The 20,507-nt window shown below is 61.6% G+C and carries 20 protein-coding genes and 2 riboswitches; of the genes, 12 read left to right on the top strand and 8 right to left on the bottom strand.

The features are described from left to right. Positions 1–117 precede the first annotated feature (117 nt). The 4 genes from rtcA to RBA40_RS29070 form a co-directional block, all read right to left on the bottom strand. On the bottom strand, positions 118–1,140 hold the full coding sequence (rtcA, locus tag RBA40_RS29085) for an RNA 3'-terminal phosphate cyclase (protein WP_306652017.1): 1,023 nt from the start codon (positions 1,138–1,140) through the stop codon (positions 118–120). 53 nt (positions 1,141–1,193) lie between these two features. Beyond that, entirely contained in the window at positions 1,194–2,429 is a 1,236-nt protein-coding gene (locus RBA40_RS29080; protein WP_306652016.1) for an RtcB family protein, read from the bottom strand. Positions 2,430–2,525: 96 nt separating this feature from the next. Next, positions 2,526–2,846 carry a hypothetical protein gene (locus RBA40_RS29075; RefSeq protein WP_306652015.1) on the bottom strand — a complete coding sequence of 107 codons (321 nt, stop codon included), beginning with the start codon at positions 2,844–2,846 and terminating at the stop codon, positions 2,526–2,528. Between the two features lie 227 nt (positions 2,847–3,073). Next, positions 3,074–4,627, bottom strand: a complete 1,554-nt coding sequence (locus RBA40_RS29070; RefSeq protein ID WP_306652014.1) for a vWA domain-containing protein — start codon at positions 4,625–4,627, stop codon at positions 3,074–3,076. 194 nt (positions 4,628–4,821) lie between these two features. On the opposite strand from RBA40_RS29070, the gene rtcR reads away from it, so the two are divergent. The 6 genes from rtcR to RBA40_RS29040 all read left to right on the top strand — a co-directional run bounded on the left by rtcR (position 4,822) and on the right by RBA40_RS29040 (position 12,172). Next, positions 4,822–6,432, top strand: coding sequence for an RNA repair transcriptional activator RtcR (rtcR, locus tag RBA40_RS29065; RefSeq protein WP_306652013.1), 1,611 nt, complete (start codon positions 4,822–4,824; stop codon positions 6,430–6,432). Positions 6,433–6,551: 119 nt separating this feature from the next. Next, positions 6,552–6,659: riboswitch (glycine riboswitch) on the top strand. After that, positions 6,660–6,769, top strand: a riboswitch (glycine riboswitch). Positions 6,770–6,828: 59 nt separating this feature from the next. Next, positions 6,829–8,061: a D-amino acid dehydrogenase gene (locus tag RBA40_RS29060; protein ID WP_306652011.1), complete on the top strand. Its 1,233-nt coding sequence runs from the start codon at positions 6,829–6,831 to the stop codon at positions 8,059–8,061. Between the two features lie 125 nt (positions 8,062–8,186). Beyond that, the gene (locus tag RBA40_RS29055; protein WP_306652010.1) at positions 8,187–8,921 is read left to right on the top strand and encodes a hypothetical protein; all 735 of its coding nucleotides are present in this window, start codon (positions 8,187–8,189) and stop codon (positions 8,919–8,921) included. Positions 8,922–8,966: 45 nt separating this feature from the next. After that, positions 8,967–9,560: a C39 family peptidase gene (locus RBA40_RS29050; RefSeq protein WP_306652008.1), complete on the top strand. Its 594-nt coding sequence runs from the start codon at positions 8,967–8,969 to the stop codon at positions 9,558–9,560. Between the two features lie 173 nt (positions 9,561–9,733). Further along, positions 9,734–10,744: a MerR family transcriptional regulator gene (locus RBA40_RS29045; protein ID WP_306652006.1), complete on the top strand. Its 1,011-nt coding sequence runs from the start codon at positions 9,734–9,736 to the stop codon at positions 10,742–10,744. Between the two features lie 18 nt (positions 10,745–10,762). Beyond that, positions 10,763–12,172 carry a carotenoid oxygenase family protein gene (locus RBA40_RS29040; protein WP_306652005.1) on the top strand — a complete coding sequence of 470 codons (1,410 nt, stop codon included), beginning with the start codon at positions 10,763–10,765 and terminating at the stop codon, positions 12,170–12,172. Position 12,173: 1 nt separating this feature from the next. Here RBA40_RS29040 and RBA40_RS29035 read toward each other — a convergent pair whose 3' ends face one another. From RBA40_RS29035 to apaG, 3 genes are all read right to left on the bottom strand, one after another. Beyond that, positions 12,174–12,950: an enoyl-CoA hydratase gene (locus tag RBA40_RS29035; protein ID WP_306652003.1), complete on the bottom strand. Its 777-nt coding sequence runs from the start codon at positions 12,948–12,950 to the stop codon at positions 12,174–12,176. A gap of 58 nt (positions 12,951–13,008) precedes the next feature. Next, the gene (gene mltA / locus RBA40_RS29030; protein ID WP_306652001.1) at positions 13,009–14,220 is read right to left on the bottom strand and encodes a murein transglycosylase A; all 1,212 of its coding nucleotides are present in this window, start codon (positions 14,218–14,220) and stop codon (positions 13,009–13,011) included. Positions 14,221–14,395: 175 nt separating this feature from the next. Beyond that, the gene (gene apaG / locus RBA40_RS29025; RefSeq protein ID WP_099874118.1) at positions 14,396–14,770 is read right to left on the bottom strand and encodes a Co2+/Mg2+ efflux facilitator ApaG/CorD; all 375 of its coding nucleotides are present in this window, start codon (positions 14,768–14,770) and stop codon (positions 14,396–14,398) included. Between the two features lie 177 nt (positions 14,771–14,947). Here apaG and rpe point away from each other — a divergent pair, with 177 nt between their 5' ends. Both rpe and RBA40_RS29015 read left to right on the top strand, forming a co-directional pair. Next, a complete protein-coding gene (gene rpe / locus RBA40_RS29020; RefSeq protein WP_306651999.1) occupies positions 14,948–15,631 on the top strand; it encodes a ribulose-phosphate 3-epimerase in 684 nt (227 codons plus the stop codon). Between the two features lie 225 nt (positions 15,632–15,856). After that, complete coding sequence (locus RBA40_RS29015) at positions 15,857–16,336, top strand: hypothetical protein (RefSeq protein ID WP_306651997.1); 480 nt, start codon at positions 15,857–15,859, stop codon at positions 16,334–16,336. 97 nt (positions 16,337–16,433) lie between these two features. On the opposite strand, the gene RBA40_RS29010 is transcribed toward RBA40_RS29015, so the two are convergent. Beyond that, complete coding sequence (locus tag RBA40_RS29010; protein ID WP_306651995.1) at positions 16,434–16,982, bottom strand: carboxymuconolactone decarboxylase family protein; 549 nt, start codon at positions 16,980–16,982, stop codon at positions 16,434–16,436. A gap of 91 nt (positions 16,983–17,073) precedes the next feature. Between RBA40_RS29010 and RBA40_RS29005 the strand changes: the two genes are divergently transcribed. From RBA40_RS29005 to RBA40_RS28990, 4 genes are all read left to right on the top strand, one after another. Next, entirely contained in the window at positions 17,074–17,430 is a 357-nt protein-coding gene (locus RBA40_RS29005; RefSeq protein WP_306651993.1) for a winged helix-turn-helix transcriptional regulator, read from the top strand. Between the two features lie 101 nt (positions 17,431–17,531). Beyond that, on the top strand, positions 17,532–18,242 hold the full coding sequence (locus RBA40_RS29000) for a phosphoglycolate phosphatase (RefSeq protein ID WP_306651991.1): 711 nt from the start codon (positions 17,532–17,534) through the stop codon (positions 18,240–18,242). Between the two features lie 193 nt (positions 18,243–18,435). Next, the gene (gene trpE, locus RBA40_RS28995; protein ID WP_306651989.1) at positions 18,436–19,932 is read left to right on the top strand and encodes an anthranilate synthase component I; all 1,497 of its coding nucleotides are present in this window, start codon (positions 18,436–18,438) and stop codon (positions 19,930–19,932) included. A gap of 1 nt (position 19,933) precedes the next feature. After that, complete coding sequence (locus RBA40_RS28990; RefSeq protein ID WP_099874112.1) at positions 19,934–20,497, top strand: anthranilate synthase component II; 564 nt, start codon at positions 19,934–19,936, stop codon at positions 20,495–20,497. Positions 20,498–20,507: the final 10 nt, after the last annotated feature.

Raw genomic sequence — 20,507 nt, 5'->3', positions numbered from 1 at the left:
GCTACCGCGCCTCTTTCAAGGCGCCCCCAACTGTCTGCTAACTACTTGATTTCGTTAACCCTTTCAGCGGGGAGGCGTACTATAGCAAAGCCTGCTGCAAACTGACAAGGACTCTTTTCACGCCGTCGCACGAACGGTACAGGTACTGCGCTGTTCGCCCGCCTCAAGCATGATCGCAACAGCCAGAAAACGACCGATGACTTCTGCATTGGTGATGGCATGCTGCGAGATCACGTCCGCCGTAAAACTGCCGCCGCCGGCCAGCGCCATCGGCAGCATCAACTGGTCCGCAAGGTGCTCACCCACCGCCGCCTGCGAGGCGATATAGCGGCGCGCTTCGTGCATGGCGTCCTTGGCGACGGTTTCGGCCCGCACCATTTTTTCGCCAAAAGCGCAGAACACCTCGGTCGCAGACTCATATTCCAGGGTGATCAGCAACGCATTCCCCGGCCCCTGCTCGCCCGGCAATCCACGCATGCGCAACTGATCGCCGGTCCAGTTCATTCCCAGGCCGACGCATTCGAGTTCGCGCAGCGCAATCGACGCAGGCAATCCTGCCACGATCCCCTCGGCATACCCCCCGACGCGCTCACCGCGCTCCATCAGCGTCAACTGCTGCAATTGTGGGCACGGTGCGATTGTCGCCACAATGCAGCCGCCGCCGGCCGGATAAAACCCCGAGCGCAGCAGCTCGATATCGATATCGGCGCCCATCTTGCGCAGCAAAGGAATATAGGCGCGCTGCAAGAACTGCGCCGGCGGCGCCATCGGATTATGGGTGCCGCCGCTGACACGCACCGTCGACGGCCCGTCCGCATGCAGCAATGCCAGCAGCACCGTCTGCAAGACCAGCGTGCAGCTGCCGGCCGAACCGATCGCGAACTGATAATCGCCGCCCTTGATCGCCTTGGGCGCGAAGACCAGCGTCTGCGAACCCAGTTCCGCCCCGGTGACGGTGGCGCCGCTGATCTGCGTGGCCGCCTGTACCGCGACCAGATGCTGGCGCAGCAGTCCGGGCTTCTTGCGCCCGGCCCGGATATTCTTGATGCAAAACGCCTGCCCGGTAATCATGGACAAGGTCAGCGCGCTGCGCAGGATTTGTCCGCCGCCTTCGCCGACGGCGCCATCTAATTCAATCATCTTCAAGCCTTCTTCTTATGTATATAGTAAGCAGCGAGTAAACAGCAGCGGCATCAACCTTTGACGCACACCACCTGCTTGAGGATATGGACAACCTCCACCAGATCGCGCTGGGCATGCATGACCGCGTCGATATCCTTGTACGCCATCGGAATCTCGTCGATCACATTGGCGTCCTTGCGGCATTCCACGCCCTCGGTGGCCTTGATCTGGTCATCGAGCGTATAGCGGCGCTTCGCTTCGGTACGGCTCATGGTGCGGCCGGCACCGTGGCTGCAGCTGTTAAAGCTGTCCGGGTTACCTTTTCCGCGCACGATGAAGCTCTTCGCCCCCATCGAGCCCGGGATGATTCCCAGCTCGCCCGGACGGGCCGACACGGCGCCCTTACGGGTAATCAGCACATCTTTACCGAAGTGATGCTCCTTCTGCACATAATTATGGTGGCAGTTCACCGCTTCCACGTGCGTCTCGAACGGCTTGGTGATGACGGTACGTACCGCCGTGATCAGGTTCTGCATCATCACATCGCGATTGGTGCGCGCAAATTTCTGCGCCCAGCTGACCGCCTGGATATAGTCGTTATAGTGCTGCGTACCCTCGGCCAGGTACGCCAGGTCCTGATCGGGCAGGTTGATGAAGTGGGTGCGCATATCCTTCTTGGCCAGCTCGATGAAGTGGGTACCGATGGCATTACCCACGCCGCGCGAACCCGAATGCAGCATGAACCACACAAAACCTACCTCGTCCAGGCACACCTCAACGAAGTGGTTACCGCTACCCAGGGTACCGAGGTGACGGTAGTTATTCGTGGTTTTCAGCTTCGGCGTTTTCAGGCAGATAGCGTCGAATTCATCCTTCAACTGCCCCCAGGCGACATCCACAGCCGCTGGCGGCGTATTCCACGAGCCTTCATCGCGGCCACGGAAGCCGCGCGTTTTCGGCGACATACCGTGCGGAATCGCGCGCTCGATGGCGCTACGGAGCGCGGACAGGTTATCCGGCAGGTCGTTCGCCGTCAGGGTGGTCTTGGCCGCCATCATCCCGCAACCGATATCCACGCCCACCGCCGCCGGAATCACCGCGCCGAGCGTCGGGATCACGCTGCCGATGGTCGAACCCTTACCCAGGTGGACGTCGGGCATGACCGCGATATGCTTGTAGATGAACGGCATTTTGGCGGTATTGGCCAGCTGCTTCTTGGCCACGTCCTCCACCGGGACGCCTTTGGTCCACATTTTGACATGGCGGCCATCTTCCACGTTCAGGACATCGTAATTTTCGTTTTTCATGATTTTTCTCAGTATAAAAGGTGATGACAAGGGTGATGAAATGTGAGCCAGGCACAAGGCCGACCGGAATCGAACCGGGTTTAGCTGAAGCACGCTTCAGCGCTCTTCCAGTGTAATTTCATCTGCATTCATCGAAACAAGGGTGGCGACAACATCATCCGGACATTTGCTGACATTTGCTCTAACCAACTGAGCTACGGTCGCTTGCGCAGCCGCCCGGACTCGAACGGGGACAAAATGTAATCCGGACTGCATTCGCCTAAAATAATTCCCGACAAGATCGGCAGGACACTTGTTGCCGGCATAACGCCAAAGCACAACATCGATGTAGTCCTTGCCCGCATTCGGGGTAAAACGATTGAGCACAATGCGACAAAAAATCCGATGCGAAGTAAATTTTGGAAGATGTATTCGCATCAAGCATTCGCACTGCACTCAAAACCTATACGACAAATTCCCGACAAAGTTCGGCAGGACATCAACTGCCGGCGCCAAGCCAAAAGCAGCCCCCTATGTAGTCCCGCCCGCATTCGGGGTAAAACGATTGAGCACAGCGCGACAAGGAGTCGATGCGAAATGGAACATGGGAAAATGTATTCGCATCAGCATTCGCGCTGCACTCAAAACCTGTATTTCAACTATCCTTACTCCAGCGCGATCGATTCGATCTCGCCCACCCAGTGTCCTGCGCCCAGCTGGCCGGCCGAAAACGCTGCGATGATCTTGAATACGTCGTCCGAAAAACCGCCCACATTCAATACATCGGCACGCTCCGCCGCCTGGCTGGTACTGTTCGGCGTGCAGTCGATGCACACCAGCCGCGCCGCCGGATTGCGCTCCTTGAACACCGCCCATTGCGCCATCGTCGCCGTGGCACCCGCACGCTGGTCGATCCACGATTCATTGTCGGACACGTACACCACCAGGTCGGCCATGACCTTCTGCTTGTTCATCTGCGCCAGCGGTGCACTGCAATTGGTACCGCCACCGCCAATCGCCGCCAGCTTCTGCGCATTGGTCATGACCGTATCGCGGGCATTCAGGTCGCACACCCTCACATAATTCTCGAACGGCAGCACCAGCGCATCCGGATTCTTGCGCAGCATGGCCGCGGCAATCAGTCCCGCCACATCGATACAGCGCACCTTCGAGGTGGCCGTGCCACGGTAACCCGATACCGGCGACTGCATCGATCCCGACACATCCGGGCAAATCACCACCTTGCCTTCGACTTTCGGCACATTGGCGAGCGACAGCTCCAGCGCATCCTGCAAGGCATCGCTGATTGCACGCGGCACGTCGTCTGACGCCGCCATATACGCCGACATCAACTGATAAGGAAACACGCCCGCCCGGGCAATCGCCTCCGGATCGCGCAGCTTGTCGGCGATGACTTCAATCATGCCGGGCAACTGGTACACGCCATTGCGTCCGAACGTATTCAGATTCATGCGCACCATGTGCCAGCCGCCCTGGCGCGCAATCTGCGCCCACGCCTGCGCCGACAATGTCAGTGACGTCAGCATCTGAAACGGCACTTCCGGCACTGGCTGCGACTGGTCGGCCTTATAAGCCTCGAAAGCCTTGAGCGCATCCGGCAGCTCCTGCGCATTGAACGGCTTGCCGATCAACCAGGCGAAAAACGCTTCACGCCAGGCTTGCGACGGCTTCGGATGCACCATCTTCACCACATCGCCCAGCGAAGGCGCATTCCCGATCGACGCCGCCAGCAGCTCTTTTTCCGAAGCGCGGTTCAACCATTGCTGCACCAGCTTTTTCGGCCGGGTGCCCAGCGATTTCCGGCCGGCCGCGCCGGAGCGGATGATCTGCACCACATTGCGCAGCATCTTGCCGTTATTGACGACCCGGCGAAACACCGGCGTCAATTCCGCCGCACCCTTGGCGGCCAGCACGGCCGTCAGCAGCGCCGGCATATCCTTCATATAACCACGTTCGCGGCAGTAAATCGCCGTTTGCGCGATGAATTTGGCATCGACCTTTTCGCACAGCTCCATCACCGTCGCCAGCTGCGATTGCGCATTGACGTAGTACGTCGAATTGAGGCAACCGGTGGCCGCATACTGCGCCAACTGGTGCCGCGGCGTCATGGTGTAAGCCGGAGCGCCTTCCGAATTAAGACCGTCGGCACGAGGGACAAAGATTCCCTTCAGGGTCTGGAACAACTGTGCGTTTGCCATTTTTACTTCCTCACTTATCTCGTTTGTATCTCCTCTATTGCAAATGCTGTGCCAGGTCTGCAGCCAGCTCAGGCAGAACAACGCAAGTCCTTGATTTAAAAAAGATTATCAATTCTTCAAGCAAGATCACCAAGAAATAGACAAGCAGACAACCCCGTGATAAATTATCCGACCAGATAAAACTTTATACGGATATGAAACAGAAACGCATCGTAGTCATCGGTTTCGTCGGCACCCAGCTCGACAGCGGCCAAGGCCCGGCCCGCTGGGAAAAGTGGCGTCCCAGCATCGCCATCACCCAGCACGAGGAATACGCCGTCGACCGCTTCGAGATGCTCTTCAGCGGCAAATTCGGCCCGCTGGTGGACGCGGTCACGGCCGACATCGCCGCCGTCTCGCCCGAAACCACAGTCGTGCCGCACCACATTCCGATCAGCGACGCCTGGGATTTCGGCGAGGTCTACGGCGCCCTGTTCGACTTCGCCAAGACCTACCCCTTCGATCCGGATAACGAGGATTACTGGGTCCACATCACCACCGGCACCCACGTCGTGCAAATCTGCATGTTCCTGATGACCGAGGCGCGCTTCTTCCCCGGCCGCCTGCTGCAAAGCTCGCCGCCACAGCGCCAGTCCAGCAAGGAACCAGGCAGCTACGCACTGATCGACCTCGACCTGTCGCGCTACGACCAGATCGCCCAGCGCTTTTCGCGCGAGCAAGCCGAAGGCGTGGCGTTCCTCAAGTCCGGCATCGCCACCCGCAACGCCCGCTTCAACACCATGATCGACGAGATCGAACGTGTCGCCATCAAGTCGCGCGCGCCCATGCTGCTGATGGGCCCGACCGGCGCCGGCAAATCCTTCCTCGCGCGCCGGGTGTACGAACTGAAGAAAACACGCCATCAGCTCGACGGCAAATTCATCGAACTCAACTGCGCCACCCTGCACGGCGACGGCGCCGCCTCGACCCTGTTCGGCCACGTCAAAGGCTCCTTCACGGGCGCCGCCGCCGACCGCCCCGGCTTGCTGCGCAGTGCGCACAAGGGCTTGCTGTTCCTCGACGAAATCGGCGAACTGGGGCCCGATGAACAGGCGATGCTGCTCAAGGCCATCGAAGAAAAGCGCTTTCATCCGGTCGGCAGCGACAGCGAAGTGCAAAGCGACTTCCAGCTCATCGCCGGCACCAACCGCGATCTCGCCAGCGACGTGATGGCCGGGCGTTTCCGCGAAGACTTGTACGCCCGCATCAATTTGTGGACCTACGCCCTGCCCGGCCTGGTCGACCGGCCCGAAGACATCGAACCCAACCTGGTCTACCAGTTGAACCAGTTCAGCCAGGAGTACGGCCAGATGGTGCGCTTCAACAAGGAAGCGCGCGAACGCTACATGCGCTTCGCGATATCGCCCGAGGCGGTCTGGGCCGGCAACTTCCGCGACCTGTCGGCCTCGGTGACAAGGATGGCCACGCTGGCCGAAGCCGGCGGCATTTCGGAAAGCATCGTCAGCGCCGAAGTGGCGCGGCTGCAAAAACTCTGGCACCACCACACGCGCGCCCCAAGCGCGGCCGAGGTCGATCTGGCCGAACTGATGGGTGACGAGGCCGCTGCCGGCCTCGACCTGTTCGACGCCATGCAACTGGCCGCCGTGGTCAGGGTATGCCGCCAGTCGGTTACCTTGTCGGATGCGGGACGCAAGCTGTTTGCCGTCTCGCGCAGCGCCAAAAGCAAACCGAACGATGCCGACCGCCTGAAGAAATTCCTGGCGCGCTTTGCGCTCGAATGGGACCAGGTTTGCGGCAAATCGTAAAGCGAGCGCTCTGTCGGTATTGTCGAGGAAACAACACCTATCACTAAAAATGGTTGTATTGACGTCATTTTCTGCGGTATTCTGCATACATATGCTTATGGCATATTTAGCGCAATGCTAAGGCGTTATCGGGAGAGTCTGTCGGTTACAAGCTGGTCTTGTATGTCGACGGCGCCGAAGGAGCAACCGCCCCGGAATCTCTCAGGCAAAAGGACCGATAACCCATTTGAACTCTGAAGAGCCACCGGAAGTCGTCATCCGGTGCACCGAAGGAGCAAACCGGCCACGCATCGCGCGTTGCCGGTGAATCTCTCAGGTCCAGCACAGAGGGGGTATCCGACGCGCACCAGCGCGCGGAACGCCCTCTATCCGACGTTTCTGGAATCTGAACTGGACATGAAAACCATTGCAGTAATTGGCGGCGGGATCACCGGCGTCACGACCGCTTACGCCCTGGCGAAACGTGGCTTTGCCACGACCCTGCTGGAAAAACATCGCTACGCGGCGATGGAAACCTCGTTCGCCAACGGCGGCCAGCTGTCGGCCTCCAACGCGGAAGTGTGGAACCACCGCTCCACCATGCTCAAGGGCCTGAAGTGGATGTTCCGGCGCGACGCGCCGCTGCTGGTGAACCCCAAACCGAGCTGGCACAAGCTGTCGTGGTTCGCCGAATTTGCCGCCGCCATTCCCCACTACCGCAGGAACACCGTGGAGACGGCGCGCCTGGCGATTGCCGCGCGCGAGCACCTGTTTGCGTGGGCCGAGGCGGAGGGCATCGACTTCGACGTCAAGCGCGAAGGCATCCTGCACATCTACCGCGACAAGGCCGGTTTCGAGCACGCCGCCACGGTCAGCAAGATGCTGGCCGCCGGCGGCCTGGCGCGCCGCGCGGTAACGCCAGGCGAAATGCGCGGCATCGAACCGACCCTGGCGGGCGACTATTACGGCGGCTTTTTCACCGACAGCGACGCCACCGGCGACATCCACAAATTCACCACCGGCCTTGCTGCCGCCGCCCGCCGCAACGGCGTGGACTGCCGCTACGGCATGCAGATCGGCGCCGTGCGCACCGACGGCCGCCACGCCCACGTCACCCTGGGCGACGGCGAGCGGACCCAGACCGAGACCTACGACGGCGTCGTCATCTGCGCCGGCACCGCCAGCCGCGCCCTGGCCGCGAGCCTGGGCGACCGGGTCAACATCTACCCCGTGAAAGGCTACTCGATCACGGTCAACCTGCCTGATGCCGCCAGCCAGGCCGCCGCGCCCACCGTCAGCCTGCTCGACGACGCCACCAAGCTGGTGACCAGCCGCCTCGGGCTTGACCGCTTCCGCGTGGCCGGCACGGCCGAATTCAACGGCTTTAACCGCGACATCCGCGACGACCGGATTCGCCCGCTGATCGACTGGGTGCATGAATGCTTCCCGGGCGTGAACACGCGCAGCGTGATTCCATGGGCCGGCTTGCGGCCGATGATGCCGACCATGCTGCCGCGCGTCGGCCGCGGCAAATCGCCCTGCGTCTTCTACAACACGGGACACGGGCATCTGGGCTGGACCCTGTCGGCCGTCACCGCCGACATGATCGGCGACTTGATGCACCGTTCCCTCGATTTTCCAACGCACTGACGACGTGCGTTGACACTGGTGTCCGGCATGCGTGCATGCCCTTGTTGTTGCAGCACTCACCCCGTTTGGACAGGCGGGGTTCTTGTATCAATCTATGTGAGGAGAAGTCAATAATGCAAACAAAAATGCTCTCAGCCCGCACCATGCTCGCCGCCCTGCTGTGCGGCGCAAGCCTGGCCCTGGCCGGCGCGCCAGCGATGGCCCAGTCGGATGGAACCAGTACCTTCAAAGCGGTGCCCAAGCGCGCCGCGGCGGCGGCGCAAGCGGCGGCCCAACGCGACTTCGCCCAGTTCGTCACAGCCCAGTTGCAGGCCCGTGGCACCAGCGGCACGCCGGTCGACTTCCCGCTTGAAATCAACGACATGCAGGATCTGAAAGACGCGAAGATCGGCTACGGCTTCCCGGTCTACACGATCGATCCGAACGAACTGCTGGCAGGACGCGGCAGCATGAAACAGATGGCCAAGGCCACCGGCCAGTGGCGCTTCGTGATCCTGCTGAACCAGCGTCCGATCGGCATGGCGACGGTGGAGCTCAACAACGGGAACTACGAAACGGTCGCCTATGGCGCCGCCGTGCTGGCGAAGGATGTGGATGCGTCGATGGGCTACTACGGCGACGCCGCGAGATCGAATGTGCGCTTCGTGCGCATCTTCCAGGCGCGCTCGGACCTGCTCGAAGTGGTTGGACGGGAAGACGGCCGCACGCGCTACGCGCCATTGCATTCGGCGCGCGAATCGCTGCTGATGCAGCAGCGTGCCGTCAAGGAAGGCAAGGCCAGCGAGGCGCTGATGGAAGAGGCAGATATCCTGCAGCCGCTGCGCAGCGTGGTCAAGCAAACCATGGACGCCTCGAAGTAAGCCCGGCATCGGCTACACCATCCTTAGAACGAATCAGGAGATAACATGAATACAAATATCAAAAAGCTCGTCGTCGGTGCTTCGCTTTTACTGGCGCTGCCAGCGGCCATGGCCCAATGGCGCACCCTCGCCGTTCCGCTGACGACCCAGGAACACAGCCAGTGGTGCTGGTCCGCCTCGAGCAAGGCGATCCTGAACTTCTACAAGAAGACACCGAGCCAGTGCCAGATCGTGAACTGGGCGTTCGGCTTGAACTACGCCTGCGGCAACACCTACTTCAACTGGAACAGCTACGCCAACCAGCCGAACAATATGTACGGCTCCAACGGCAGCGTGCAGAACATCCTGAAAGCATGGGGCGTGGCAAACGGCGCGTACAGCGTGGCCTCGTCATGGAACAGCGTGGTGGCCGACATCAACGCCAACCGCCCGTTCGTGATTCGCTACGGTTGGAGCAACGGCGGTGGTCACATCATGGTGGGACGTGGCTACGCGACGACCAATGGCGTGAACTACGTGTACATCATGGACCCGTGGCCGGGTGAAGGGCAGACCTACCGCACCTACAACTCCGCCGTATCGGCATCCGATCACCGCTGGACGCATACCCAGCGCATGAGCATCAACGGGCCAATCTAAGCACTTGATGTAAGCCACAAACTAAGTGGAAGCTAGATAGTTCATTCATCCCGCTATATTCAGCTCCGTCATTCCCGCCTGCGCGGGAATGACGCCCTTTGGGCTATCAACTTATGAATGCTTGACCCTCTCGCTACGTGACGGTTTACCATCTTGCAAATGGAGAAACCGGCATGCTACTGAAAATAGGACAACTGGCACGGCGCAGCGGCTTGAGCGTGCGCGCCCTGCGCCATTACGACGATATCGCCTTGCTGACACCGTCGGCCCGGTCCGACAACGGCTACCGCCTGTACGACAGCGCGGACGTGGCCCGGCTGTATCGCATCCAGGCACTGCGCCGTCTCGACCTGCCGCTGACGCAGATCCAGGCCATGCTGGCCGATGGCGGTGCCAGCCTGCCGCAAGTGGTGGAGCAGCAGATCGCGTCGCTCGAACGCCAGATCGCACAAGCATCGGCCCTGCACGGCCATCTGCGCCAATTGCAGGCGCAGCTCGCGGAACGCCATGAACCGTCGATGGACAACTGGCTGGCCGCTCTCGAACGCATGGCCGCCAGCGCGCGCTATTTCACCGACGCCGAACTGCACACACTGACAACGCGGCGCCAGCAACGCAACGGCGACAACGCGCACTTGACCTCCACGCTGCATGATCTCATGGGCCGGGGCGTCAAACCGGACAGTCTTGAAGCGGGCGCGCTCGCGCAATCCTGGATCGCAGCCCTGCTCGACGACGTGGGCGGCGACGAGGCCATGCTCATGAAGCTCTACGCCATGAACTGGAACGAACCCACCCTGCATATGCTCAGTGGCGTCGACCGCACGGCGATGCAGTTCATTTCGCACGCAATGGCGCACCGGCGCCTGGCCATCTACGCCGCCTACTGCAGCAAGGCCGAAATGGTCCTGCTGCGCCAGCACTACGTCAAGCAAACCGACGCCTGGCCCATTCTCATCTGCGCCTTGCGCGATCACCTGGCCCGAGACACGCCGCCCGCCAGCGCCGACGTGCAAGCACTGGCGCGCCAGTGGCAGGCGCTGTCGCTGGCCAAGGCGGCGGGCGACCCCGCGCTCCAGGCCAAGCTGCGTCACGCCTTCGAGCAGGAGTCCGAACTGCGCGTCGGTTCCGGCATCGACGCGCCGCTGATTGCTTACGTCCGCGAAGCCGTGCAAAGTCTCTGAACTCACCAAGGAATCACCATGTCAGGCCATTTCTTTAGCGGGAACTACGCTCCCCTGGACACCGAATGCGACATCGACGCCCTGCCGGTCCAGGGCGTGCTGCCGCCGCAGCTGCGCGGTGCGCTGTACCGCGTCGGACCAAATCCCCGGTTCGCGCCGCGCGACGACCGCTATCACTGGTTCGCCGGCGACGGCATGGTGCACGCCTTCTTCATCGGCGATGGCAAAATCGCCTATGCCAACCGCTGGGCGCGCACGCCGAAATGGCAGCTCGAAGACAATGCCGGCCGCGCCCTGTTCGGCACCTTCGGCAACCCGGCCACCAGCGACCCGTCGGTCCACGGCAAAAACAGCGGCACCGCCAACACCAACATGGTGTGGCACGGCGAGCGCCTGTTTGCGCTGGAAGAGTCGCACCAGCCGTTTGAAATCGATCCGCACACGCTGGCGTCAAAGGGACACCAGGATTTCGGCGGCGCCGTGGACAAGCGCTTCACTGCGCATCCCAAGGCCGATCCGGCCACGGGCGAGCTGCACTTCTTCGCCTACCTGCCCGACAGCCCGGGTGAACCCAACCTGCTGTACGGCGTCCTCGATGCGCGCTGCAAGGTCACCACGCTCGAACCCTTCCGCGCGCCTTACGCGAGCATGATGCACGACTTCATGCTGACAGAACGCCACGTGCTGTTTCCGGTCACGCCGCTGACCATCAGCGTGGAGCGCGCCATGAAAGGACTGCCCCTGTTTGCGTGGGAAGCGGACAAGCGCAGCTACGTCGGCATCGGCGTGCGCGGGCAGCCGATGGACACGCTGCGCTGGTTCGCCAGCGATGCCTGCCACGTATTCCATGTGATGAATGCCTGGGACGATGGCGGCCGCATCGTGGCCTACGTGATGGAATCGGTCACCGCACCGGGCATGCCCAACGCCGACGGCACCCGGGGCGACCCGGCCGGGATGGCAGCGCGTCTTTGCCGCTGGACGTTCGATCTGGAGAGCGATGGCGACGGCTTCGAGCGCACCATCCTCGACGACCTGGCGGCCGAATTTCCGCGCATCGACGAGCGCTATACCGGGCGCCGCAACCGCGTCGGTTTTTACTGCTGCCACAGCGAGAAGCGTGTCAGGAACGATTCGGAGAGTGTGCTGTACGACTCGCTGGCCTGCTTCGACTTTGCGTCAGGCACGCGCCAGCTATATACACTGCCGGCCGGCGACGTCATTTCCGAACCGGTATTCGTCGCGCGCTCGGCGCAGTCGCCCGAAGGCGACGGCTGGCTGCTGGCGGTCGCGTGGCGCGCACAGGAAGGCCGCAGCGACCTGCTGGTGATCGACGCCACGGACGTGGCGGCCGGCCCCGTCGCGACGGTATGCCTGCCGCACCGGATACCGTTCGGCTTTCACGGCAGCTGGCGCGCCAGAGACTGATTTACAGACCGTCGAAGTTGGCCGGACGCTTGGCCAGGAACGCCTGCATGCCTTCCTTCTGCGCCGGCGTGCCGAAAGCCGCGTGAAAGTAGCGGCGCTCGTAGCGCACGCCTTCGGTCAGCGTGGTCTCGAACGCACGGTTGACGCTATCCTTGATCGCCATCGCCACCGTTACCGACATCGAGGCGATCGTGGTGGCTGCGGCCAGCGCTTCTTCCATCACCTTGTCGGCCGGGACCACGCGCGACACCAAACCGGTGCGCTCCGCTTCGGCCGCATCGATCATGCGCGCCGTCAGAAGCATGTCCATGGCCTTGGCCTTGCCGATGGTGCGCGGCAGGCGCTGCGTGCCGCCGGCGCCCGGGGTGACGCCGACCTTGATTTCAGGCTGGCCGAATTTGGCGGTGTCCGCCGCGATCAGGAAGTCGCACATCATGGCCAGCTCGCAGCCGCCGCCCAGGCAAAAGCCCTGCACCACGCCGATGACGGGTTTGCGCACGTTGAGGATGTGTTCCCAGTTGCGGCCGATGTAGTTGCCGCCGTAAGTGTCGCCGTAGTCGTAGTCGACCATCGCCGCGATGTCGGCGCCGGCCGCAAAGGCTTTTTCGCTGCCGGTCAGGATGATGCAGCCGATACTGCTGTCGGCGTCGAACTTGTACAGCGCGTCGCCCAGTTCGTCCATCATGTTGTCGTTCAGGGCGTTGAGCGCTTTTGGACGGTTCAGGCGAATCACGGCTACTTTGCCGTGGGTCTCGATCAGCAGGTCTGCATAGTTCATGGAATCCTCATTAAAAAAGCGTGGAGTAATGTGCGATTGTAGCGAATCCGCGGCGGCATCAGGGTTTGGGCAGCAGCACCCAGAGCTGGCCGCGCTGCTTCATGCGGCCGGCATTTTCCATCGCCTCGTAGCCGAAGCCGAAGAAGAAGTCGGCCCGCACCGCGCCGCGAATGGCGCCCCCGGTATCCTGCCCCATCACCAGGCGCTGCATCGGCACGTCGCTGCCCGATTCGGTGGTGGCCAGGTAAATCGGCGCGCCGAGCGGCAACAACGTGGGGTCGATCGCGACCGAACGCGCAGGCGTCAATGCCACGCCCAGCGCACCCTTGGGCCCGACCGACGGATCGGGCAGGCGCTCTTCGCGGAAGAAAATGAAGCTCGGGTTGGCGTTGAACAGTTCCTGGCGCCGCTCGGGGTGCGCCGCGATCCACGCTTTGATCCCCTGCGCGGTCGCCTCAAGCGATGTCAGTTCGCCCTGTTCGATCAGCCAGCGCCCGATCGCCTTGTATGGATGGCCGTTCTGGTCGGCGTAAGCCACGCGCACGGTCTCGCCGCTGTCGGCCAGCTTGACCCGCCCCGAACCCTGCACCTCCAGGAAGAACGCTTCGACCGGATCGTCCACCCACAGCAGCTCCTTGCCGCTAACGTCGGCCCGTTCGATCTCGGCCCGGCTGCCGTACGGGACCACCTTCTTGCCAACCAGCCGTCCGCGCACACGCTTGTTTTTCAGCTCCGGGTAGACGCTGGCCAGGTCGATCGTCAGCAGGTCGTCCGGCACCCGGTACAGGGGCGTCTGGAAGGCGCCGCCGCGTTTGCGGGCGCCGCGCAGCAGGGGCTCGTAGTAGCCGGTGATCAGCCCTGTGTCGGCGCCGTCCGCCGCGCGCACCTGGTTCGGCACGAAGTGCGTTTCAAAATAGCCGCGAATGGCCGCGCCATCTTTGGCATCGACCGTGCGCGCGGCGCCGCACGCGGTTTTCCATTCGGGCTTGCGCCCCAGCACCCCGCACGACGTCATGAAGGCCGGCCAGGCCTGGCGCAGGTCGTCGCGCTCCCACCCGGGCAGCGCGCCGAAGGTCGATGGGGTCATGAGCGGCGCCGGTTCGGCCTTCACGGGTGGCGCCACCGGTGGCTCCACCGGCGGCGGTATCTGCATCACCGGCGGCGGCATGACGACCGGCGGCGCCGGCCGGGGTTCAGGCGTGGCGCATGCCGCGAGGGCCAGCGCGACGGCGCCGGCCGAAACGAGTAAACTGCTACGTGTTGAAGACATGGGAGTCGATATGTGGGTATTAATGCTTGAAGCAGGCGTGGCGCTGTTCCTGCTGGTGTTTATCGTGTGGTGGACGATGTATTCGGGACAGAAGCCGACCAATAACGGTCAGGAGCTGAACGCGCCGGAAAAGAAAAAGGAACTGCCCGACGACACCGCCCACTGATCGCCGATCTCAGTGCAGGGTGCGTGGCAGCGACAGCACGAATTCGGGAATCTTGGTCTCGAACTGATGGCCGTCCTCGGCCACGCAGAAGTATTCGCCGGTCATCGAGCCTTGTGCGGTGGCCAGCTGGGTGCCGCTGGTGTATTCGAACTGTTCGCCCGGCTGAAGCAGCGGCTGGTGACCGACCACGCCCAGGCCGCGCACTTCGTCGACGTGGTTGTTCGCATCGGTGATTACCCAGTGCCGCGAAATGAGCTGCGCACCGACGGTGCCGGTGTTTTTGATCGTGATCGAATAGGTGAATACGTAATTGCTTCGGCTCGGATCGGACTGCTCCGGCAGGTACTGGGTCCTGACAGTGACAGTAAATTCGTAAGCGGCCATCTGGATTCCTTGATTGAGACTGTAAAAGTTGCCCGATTGAATTTTCAGGCGCCGTTCCGACAAGGTCCGGCGGGGCATCATACATTGCACCGCAAAATCGGCCTCGCTGCAAGGGCGCTCCGTGGGACAGCGTAAAATAGCGCATCTTCATTCACCGCAAGCTCCTTGCCAGCCGCCATGACCACTTTCCGCATCGCTCCCAGCATTTTGTCCGCCGATTTCGCCCGCCTGGGCGAGGAAGTCCGCAATGTCGTCGCCTCGGGCGCCGACATCATTCACTTCGACGTCATGGACAACCATTATGTTCCCAACCTGACCATCGGCCCGCTGGTGTGCCAGGCGATCCGCCCGCACGTGCAGGTGCCGATCGACGTGCACCTGATGGTCAAGCCGGTCGACCGCCTGATCCCGGACTTCGCCAAGGCCGGCGCGAACATCATCACCTTTCACCCGGAAGCGTCCGAGCATATCGACCGCTCGCTCCAGCTGATTCGCGATAACGGCTGCAAGGCCGGCCTGGTGTTCAATCCAGGCACGCCGCTGCACTTCCTCGACCATGTGATGGACAAGATCGACATGATCCTCATCATGTCGGTCAACCCGGGCTTCGGCGGCCAGTCCTTCATTCCGGAAGCGCTGAAGAAGATCGCGCTGGCGCGCCGCATGATCGACGAGTCGGGCCGCGACATCCTGCTCGAAGTCGACGGCGGCATCAAGATCGACAATATCGCCGCCGCCGCCGCCGCCGGCGCGGATACCTTCGTGGCCGGTTCGGCGATTTTCGGCCAGCCGGACTACAAGGCTGTCATCGATGCCATGCGCGTGGAGCTGGCCAAGGTCGGCAATTCCGGCCACGCATGAGCCATCGTTAACCCGCGTTGACGCCACTGGCGGCCGGTGGAAAGTGCTTCCGTTCCGGATATCGGTTCGGAACAGCAGTTTCCCGGCGAAACTGACGGTTCGCGCGATTCGCATAAGCCAATTGCACACGCCAATTGATGAATTGCCCGTTTCAGCTCATACTCGCAGCCTGTATTTATAATCTTGTATATTTACAAGAAAACTTGACGAAAGAATCACTTCACCATGAATAAAATCTCGCTCTGCTGCATCCTGTCGCTTGCCTTTCTGAACACAGCCTCTGCGGCGGAAGATGTTGCACCAGCATCCGACCCGAGCAATTTCTGCTTTTTCGCCAGCGTGCCGCCAGCCGAGTTTCCATACAAGGTAATCAAGAAAGTCAAAGTGGCCAAGGGGACGTATGGCGGCGTCTCGGAGCTCGTCGGGGAATTGGCCCAACGCGCCAAAGCGGAAGGTGGCGACGCCATCATTAACTATGCCGGTTCGCAGCGGTTTGGCCTGCTGCCATGGCGCCTGGTACGCCCCGTCGTTCGCGGCGAGTCGATCAAGTGGACCGGCGCGGCACCCGATTGCGAAAAAGCTGGCGGATCGACGCTCACGACAATCATCAGCACCAATAAGGCACCAGGCCAATCCGGCCAGGCAGACGCACCGGACGCGTCCGAAACACCAGCGCCTGCGCCCGAGGCAGCACCGGCCAAGTAAGCGCGTCGCCTTGCCGCCCGGGCGAATGATGCGCGGTATTCGACGCTCATCATCCGCTCGGCACAGGGATGATCGCCCGGCCGCCCCGGCCTATGCCTCAGCGGCTGAAACGGGGCGCAAACGTCTCCAGTTCCACCCTGGCGGCATTGGTCATGAACGAGATCGCATGGTAATTTCCGGTCAGCGCAATGATTTCAAGGATCTGCGCTGACGAATAGTGCCGCGCCAATTCATCCCATAGCCCGTCGGAGATGGTTGACGTGTCGTGCAGTTCGTCCACCGCCTTTAACAGCAATCCCTCGTGCGCGGGCAAGGCACTCTGATCCGGATCGCTGCCAAGCGTTGCCGCCACGTCGGCGGCGCTCAATGCCGCCCGCTCCGCGAACAACGCGACGTGCACCCCCCATTCGTATTCGGAACCACAACGCGCGCAGGTGCGCAAAATAATCAGTTCGCGTGCACGCAGATCGATTGATCCCTGGTCGAGCAGATTTCCCGCAAACGTGCGCTGTAACACGCGCGCGTTGTGCGCCTGGGTTCTGAATAATTTCAGCGGTTCCATGCCCGGTGGCAGGAATCGCTTGAATGTCTCGGCAACTGCATCTTCATACGGGGCTTCAAGCGCAACAATTCTGGTGGTCGACATGCCGGTCTCCTCGAGTACGAGTGGTAAAATCACTCGAATGCTACGGATAGTGTAGCACTATGCTACGTTTAACGTAGCAAAAAAAGGAGAAATGATGACTGTTCCAAAACCGGGTCGACCGGTACGCGGCTCGCACACGGGGCGGCCGATCATGGCCTTGCTCGATTTGCTTGGCCGGCGCTGGGTAATGCGCATCATCTGGGAGCTGCGCGATACGCCACTGACGTTCCGTCAATTGCGCGAGTGCTGCGACGATATGTCGCCGACGGTGCTCAATCTGCGCCTGCGAGAACTTCGCGAAACCGGCATCCTCGACACTGCGGAATCCGGCGGCTACACCTTAAGCCCGAGCGGCGCGAGCTTGTTGAAAGCCATGATGCCTTTGTTGCGATGGTCTGAGGAATGGCACAAGATGCTCATCTCGAAAGAAGCGGATGCACCCGGATAATCACCCGGATTGGCATGCCTCTCCAATGACAAGAAGACCGACCGACACCGCTACGCTCAGCTCCGATAAAATATTCCAATCCTGACCACCCCTATTCCCCGATGACCAATTTTATCCAGTCGATCCACGCCCCGATCCGCGCGGCGATCATCGATCTCGATGGCACCATGCTCGACACCCTGCCCGACTTCCACGTCGCCATCAACGCCATGCGCGGACAATTCGGGTACGCGCCGATCGCGCACGAGCAGATCGCGCTGATGATCGGCAAAGGCTCCGAAAACCTGATCCGCGCCGTGCTCGCACTGGAACATGACGCCACCGATGTCGAACAGCGCTTCGACGAGGCCATGGCGCTTTACCAGCGGCACTACCTGGCGATCAACGGTGACCATAGCCTGCTGTATGACGGCGTGCTCGAAGGGCTCGACGCCATGAAAGCCGACGGCCTGCGCCTGGCCTGCGTGACCAACAAACCAATCGCCTTTGCCACGCCGCTGCTGGCGCAAAAAGGCCTGGCGGAGTATTTCGAAATTGTGTACGGCGGCGACTCGCTGCCACGCAAAAAACCGGACCCGATGCCGCTACTGCAGGTGTGCGCCGACTTCGATCTGGCGCCGACGCAGGTGGTGGCGATCGGCGACTCGTCCAACGATGCCGAGGCTGCTCGTCGAGCTGGCTGCTTTGTGTTGACGGTACCGTATGGTTATAACCACGGGCGGGCTATACACGAAACAGATTCCGATGGTATAGTTACCTCACTTGTAGAAGCGGCAACCCTGATTCGTTCCCACAACCACAACACATACTAACCTTCCATCACATATGTTTTTCATCAAAAAACACAATGTCACCCAAACCGGCTCGATTGAGGCCTGGCTTTGGCGACGCTGGCAATCCTGGGCTAAGTAACCCTGTAGTGATTGCTGTCGGCTGCCCCTGTGCGCCGGCAGGTTTTTTGAAACCCACCGCCCGCGGATGCGCCATGGCGGCATGGAGAAAAGCATGACCGAACTCGAATTCAAATCGTTGGCCAACGAAGGCTTCAACCGTATCCCATTGATCTCGGAAGCCTTCGCCGATCTCGAAACGCCTCTCACGCTGTACCTCAAATTGGCCCAGACCCAGAACGTCAGCAAGAACACCTTCCTGCTCGAATCGGTGGTCGGCGGCGAGCGTTTCGGGCGCTACTCCTTCATCGGCCTGCCCGCATCGACGGTGCTGCGCACCTTCGGCACGCGCACCGAGATCGTCAAGAATGGCGAGGTGATCGAAACCCACGACGGCAATCCGCTCGACTTCATCGAACAGTACCAGGCGCGCTTTAAAGTGGCGCTGCGTCCCGGCCTGCCGCGCTTTTGCGGCGGCCTGGCCGGCTACTTCGGCTACGACACCGTGCGCCACATCGAGCGCAAGCTGGCCGACACCCAGCCCAAGGACGACCTGGGCCTGCCCGACATCCAGCTGATGGTGACCGAGGAACTGGCGGTCATCGACAACCTGTCGGGCAAGCTGTATCTGATCGTGTACGCCGACCCCACGCAGCCGGAAGCGTATTCCAAGGCACGCCAGCGCCTGAAGGACCTGCGCATGATGCTGCGGCGCGGCGTCGACGCGCCGGTGACATCGAGCTCGGTGCGTACCGAAGCGGTGCGCGACTTCAGCAAAGAGGATTACCTCAAGGCGGTGGCCCGCGCCCACGAATACGTGATGGCCGGTGACCTGATGCAGGTGCAGATCGGCCAGCGCATTCGCAAGCCGTACGTGGACAATCCGCTGACCCTGTACCGCGCACTGCGCTCGCTCAATCCCTCGCCGTACATGTACTTCTATAACTTCGGCGACATGCAGATCGTGGGCGCCTCGCCGGAGATTTTGGTGCGCAACGAGACCGCGGCCGACGGCACCAAGAAAGTCACCCTGCGCCCGATCGCCGGCACCCGCCCACGTGGCGCCACGCCGGAACGCGACGCCGAACTGTCCAAGGAACTGCTGGCCGACCCGAAAGAGATCGCCGAACACGTCATGCTGATCGACCTGGCGCGCAATGACCTCGGACGGATCTCCGAAACCGGCAGCGTCAAGGTCACCGAGCGCATGGTCGTGGAAAAATACTCGCATGTGCAGCACATCGTCTCGAACGTCGAAGGCACTTTGAAGAGCGGCATGTCCAACCTGGACGTGCTGCGCGCGACCTTCCCGGCCGGCACCCTGACCGGCGCGCCGAAAGTGCGCGCCATGGAAGTGATCGACGAACTCGAACCGACCAAGCGCGGCATCTACGGCGGCGCCTGCGGCTACCTGAGTTTTGGCGGCGAGATGGACGTGGCGATCGCGATCCGCACCGGCGTGATCAAGGACGGCATGCTGTACGTGCAGGCGGCCGCCGGCATCGTGGCCGATTCGGTCCCCGAAATGGAATGGCAGGAAACCGAAAACAAGGCGCGCGCGGTCCTGCGCGCAGCCGAGCAAGTGCAAGACGGCCTGGATGGGGAGATCTGAGATGCTGCTGATGATCGATAACTACGACTCGTTCACCTACAACCTGGTGCAGTATTTCGGTGAGCTGGGCGAGGAAGTTGCTACCTTCCGCAACGACGAAATCACGATCGACGAGATCAGCGCGATGCAGCCGGACCGCATCTGCATCTCGCCCGGTCCCAAGACACCGGCCGAAGCCGGGATCTCGGTCTCCATCCTGGAGCAGTTCAAGGGCAAGCTGCCGATCCTCGGCGTGTGCCTCGGCCACCAGGCCATCGGCGCCGCGTTCGGCGGCAAGGTGATTCGCGCCAAGCAGGTCATGCATGGCAAAACTTCATTGATTGCGCACACCGGCGTGGGCGTGTTCAAGAATCTTCCGAGTCCGTTTACGGTCATCCGCTACCACTCGCTGGCGATCGAGCGCTCGTCGCTCCCGGCCTGCCTTGAGGTGACGGCATGGACCGATGACGGCGAGATCATGGGCGTGCGGCACAGGGAGTTCGATATCGAGGGTGTGCAGTTTCACCCCGAATCGATCCTGTCCGAGCATGGCCATGCCTTGCTGAAGAATTTTCTCGAACGCTAAGCCCCCGTAA

Origin of the sequence: Massilia pseudoviolaceinigra (assembly GCF_030846505.1) — a bacterium.
GTDB classification, from domain to species: Bacteria; Pseudomonadota; Gammaproteobacteria; order Burkholderiales; family Burkholderiaceae_D; genus Telluria_A; species Telluria_A violaceinigra.
The sequence above is the reverse complement of the archived record's forward strand: the minus strand, read 5'-3'. Positions and strand labels throughout refer to the sequence as shown.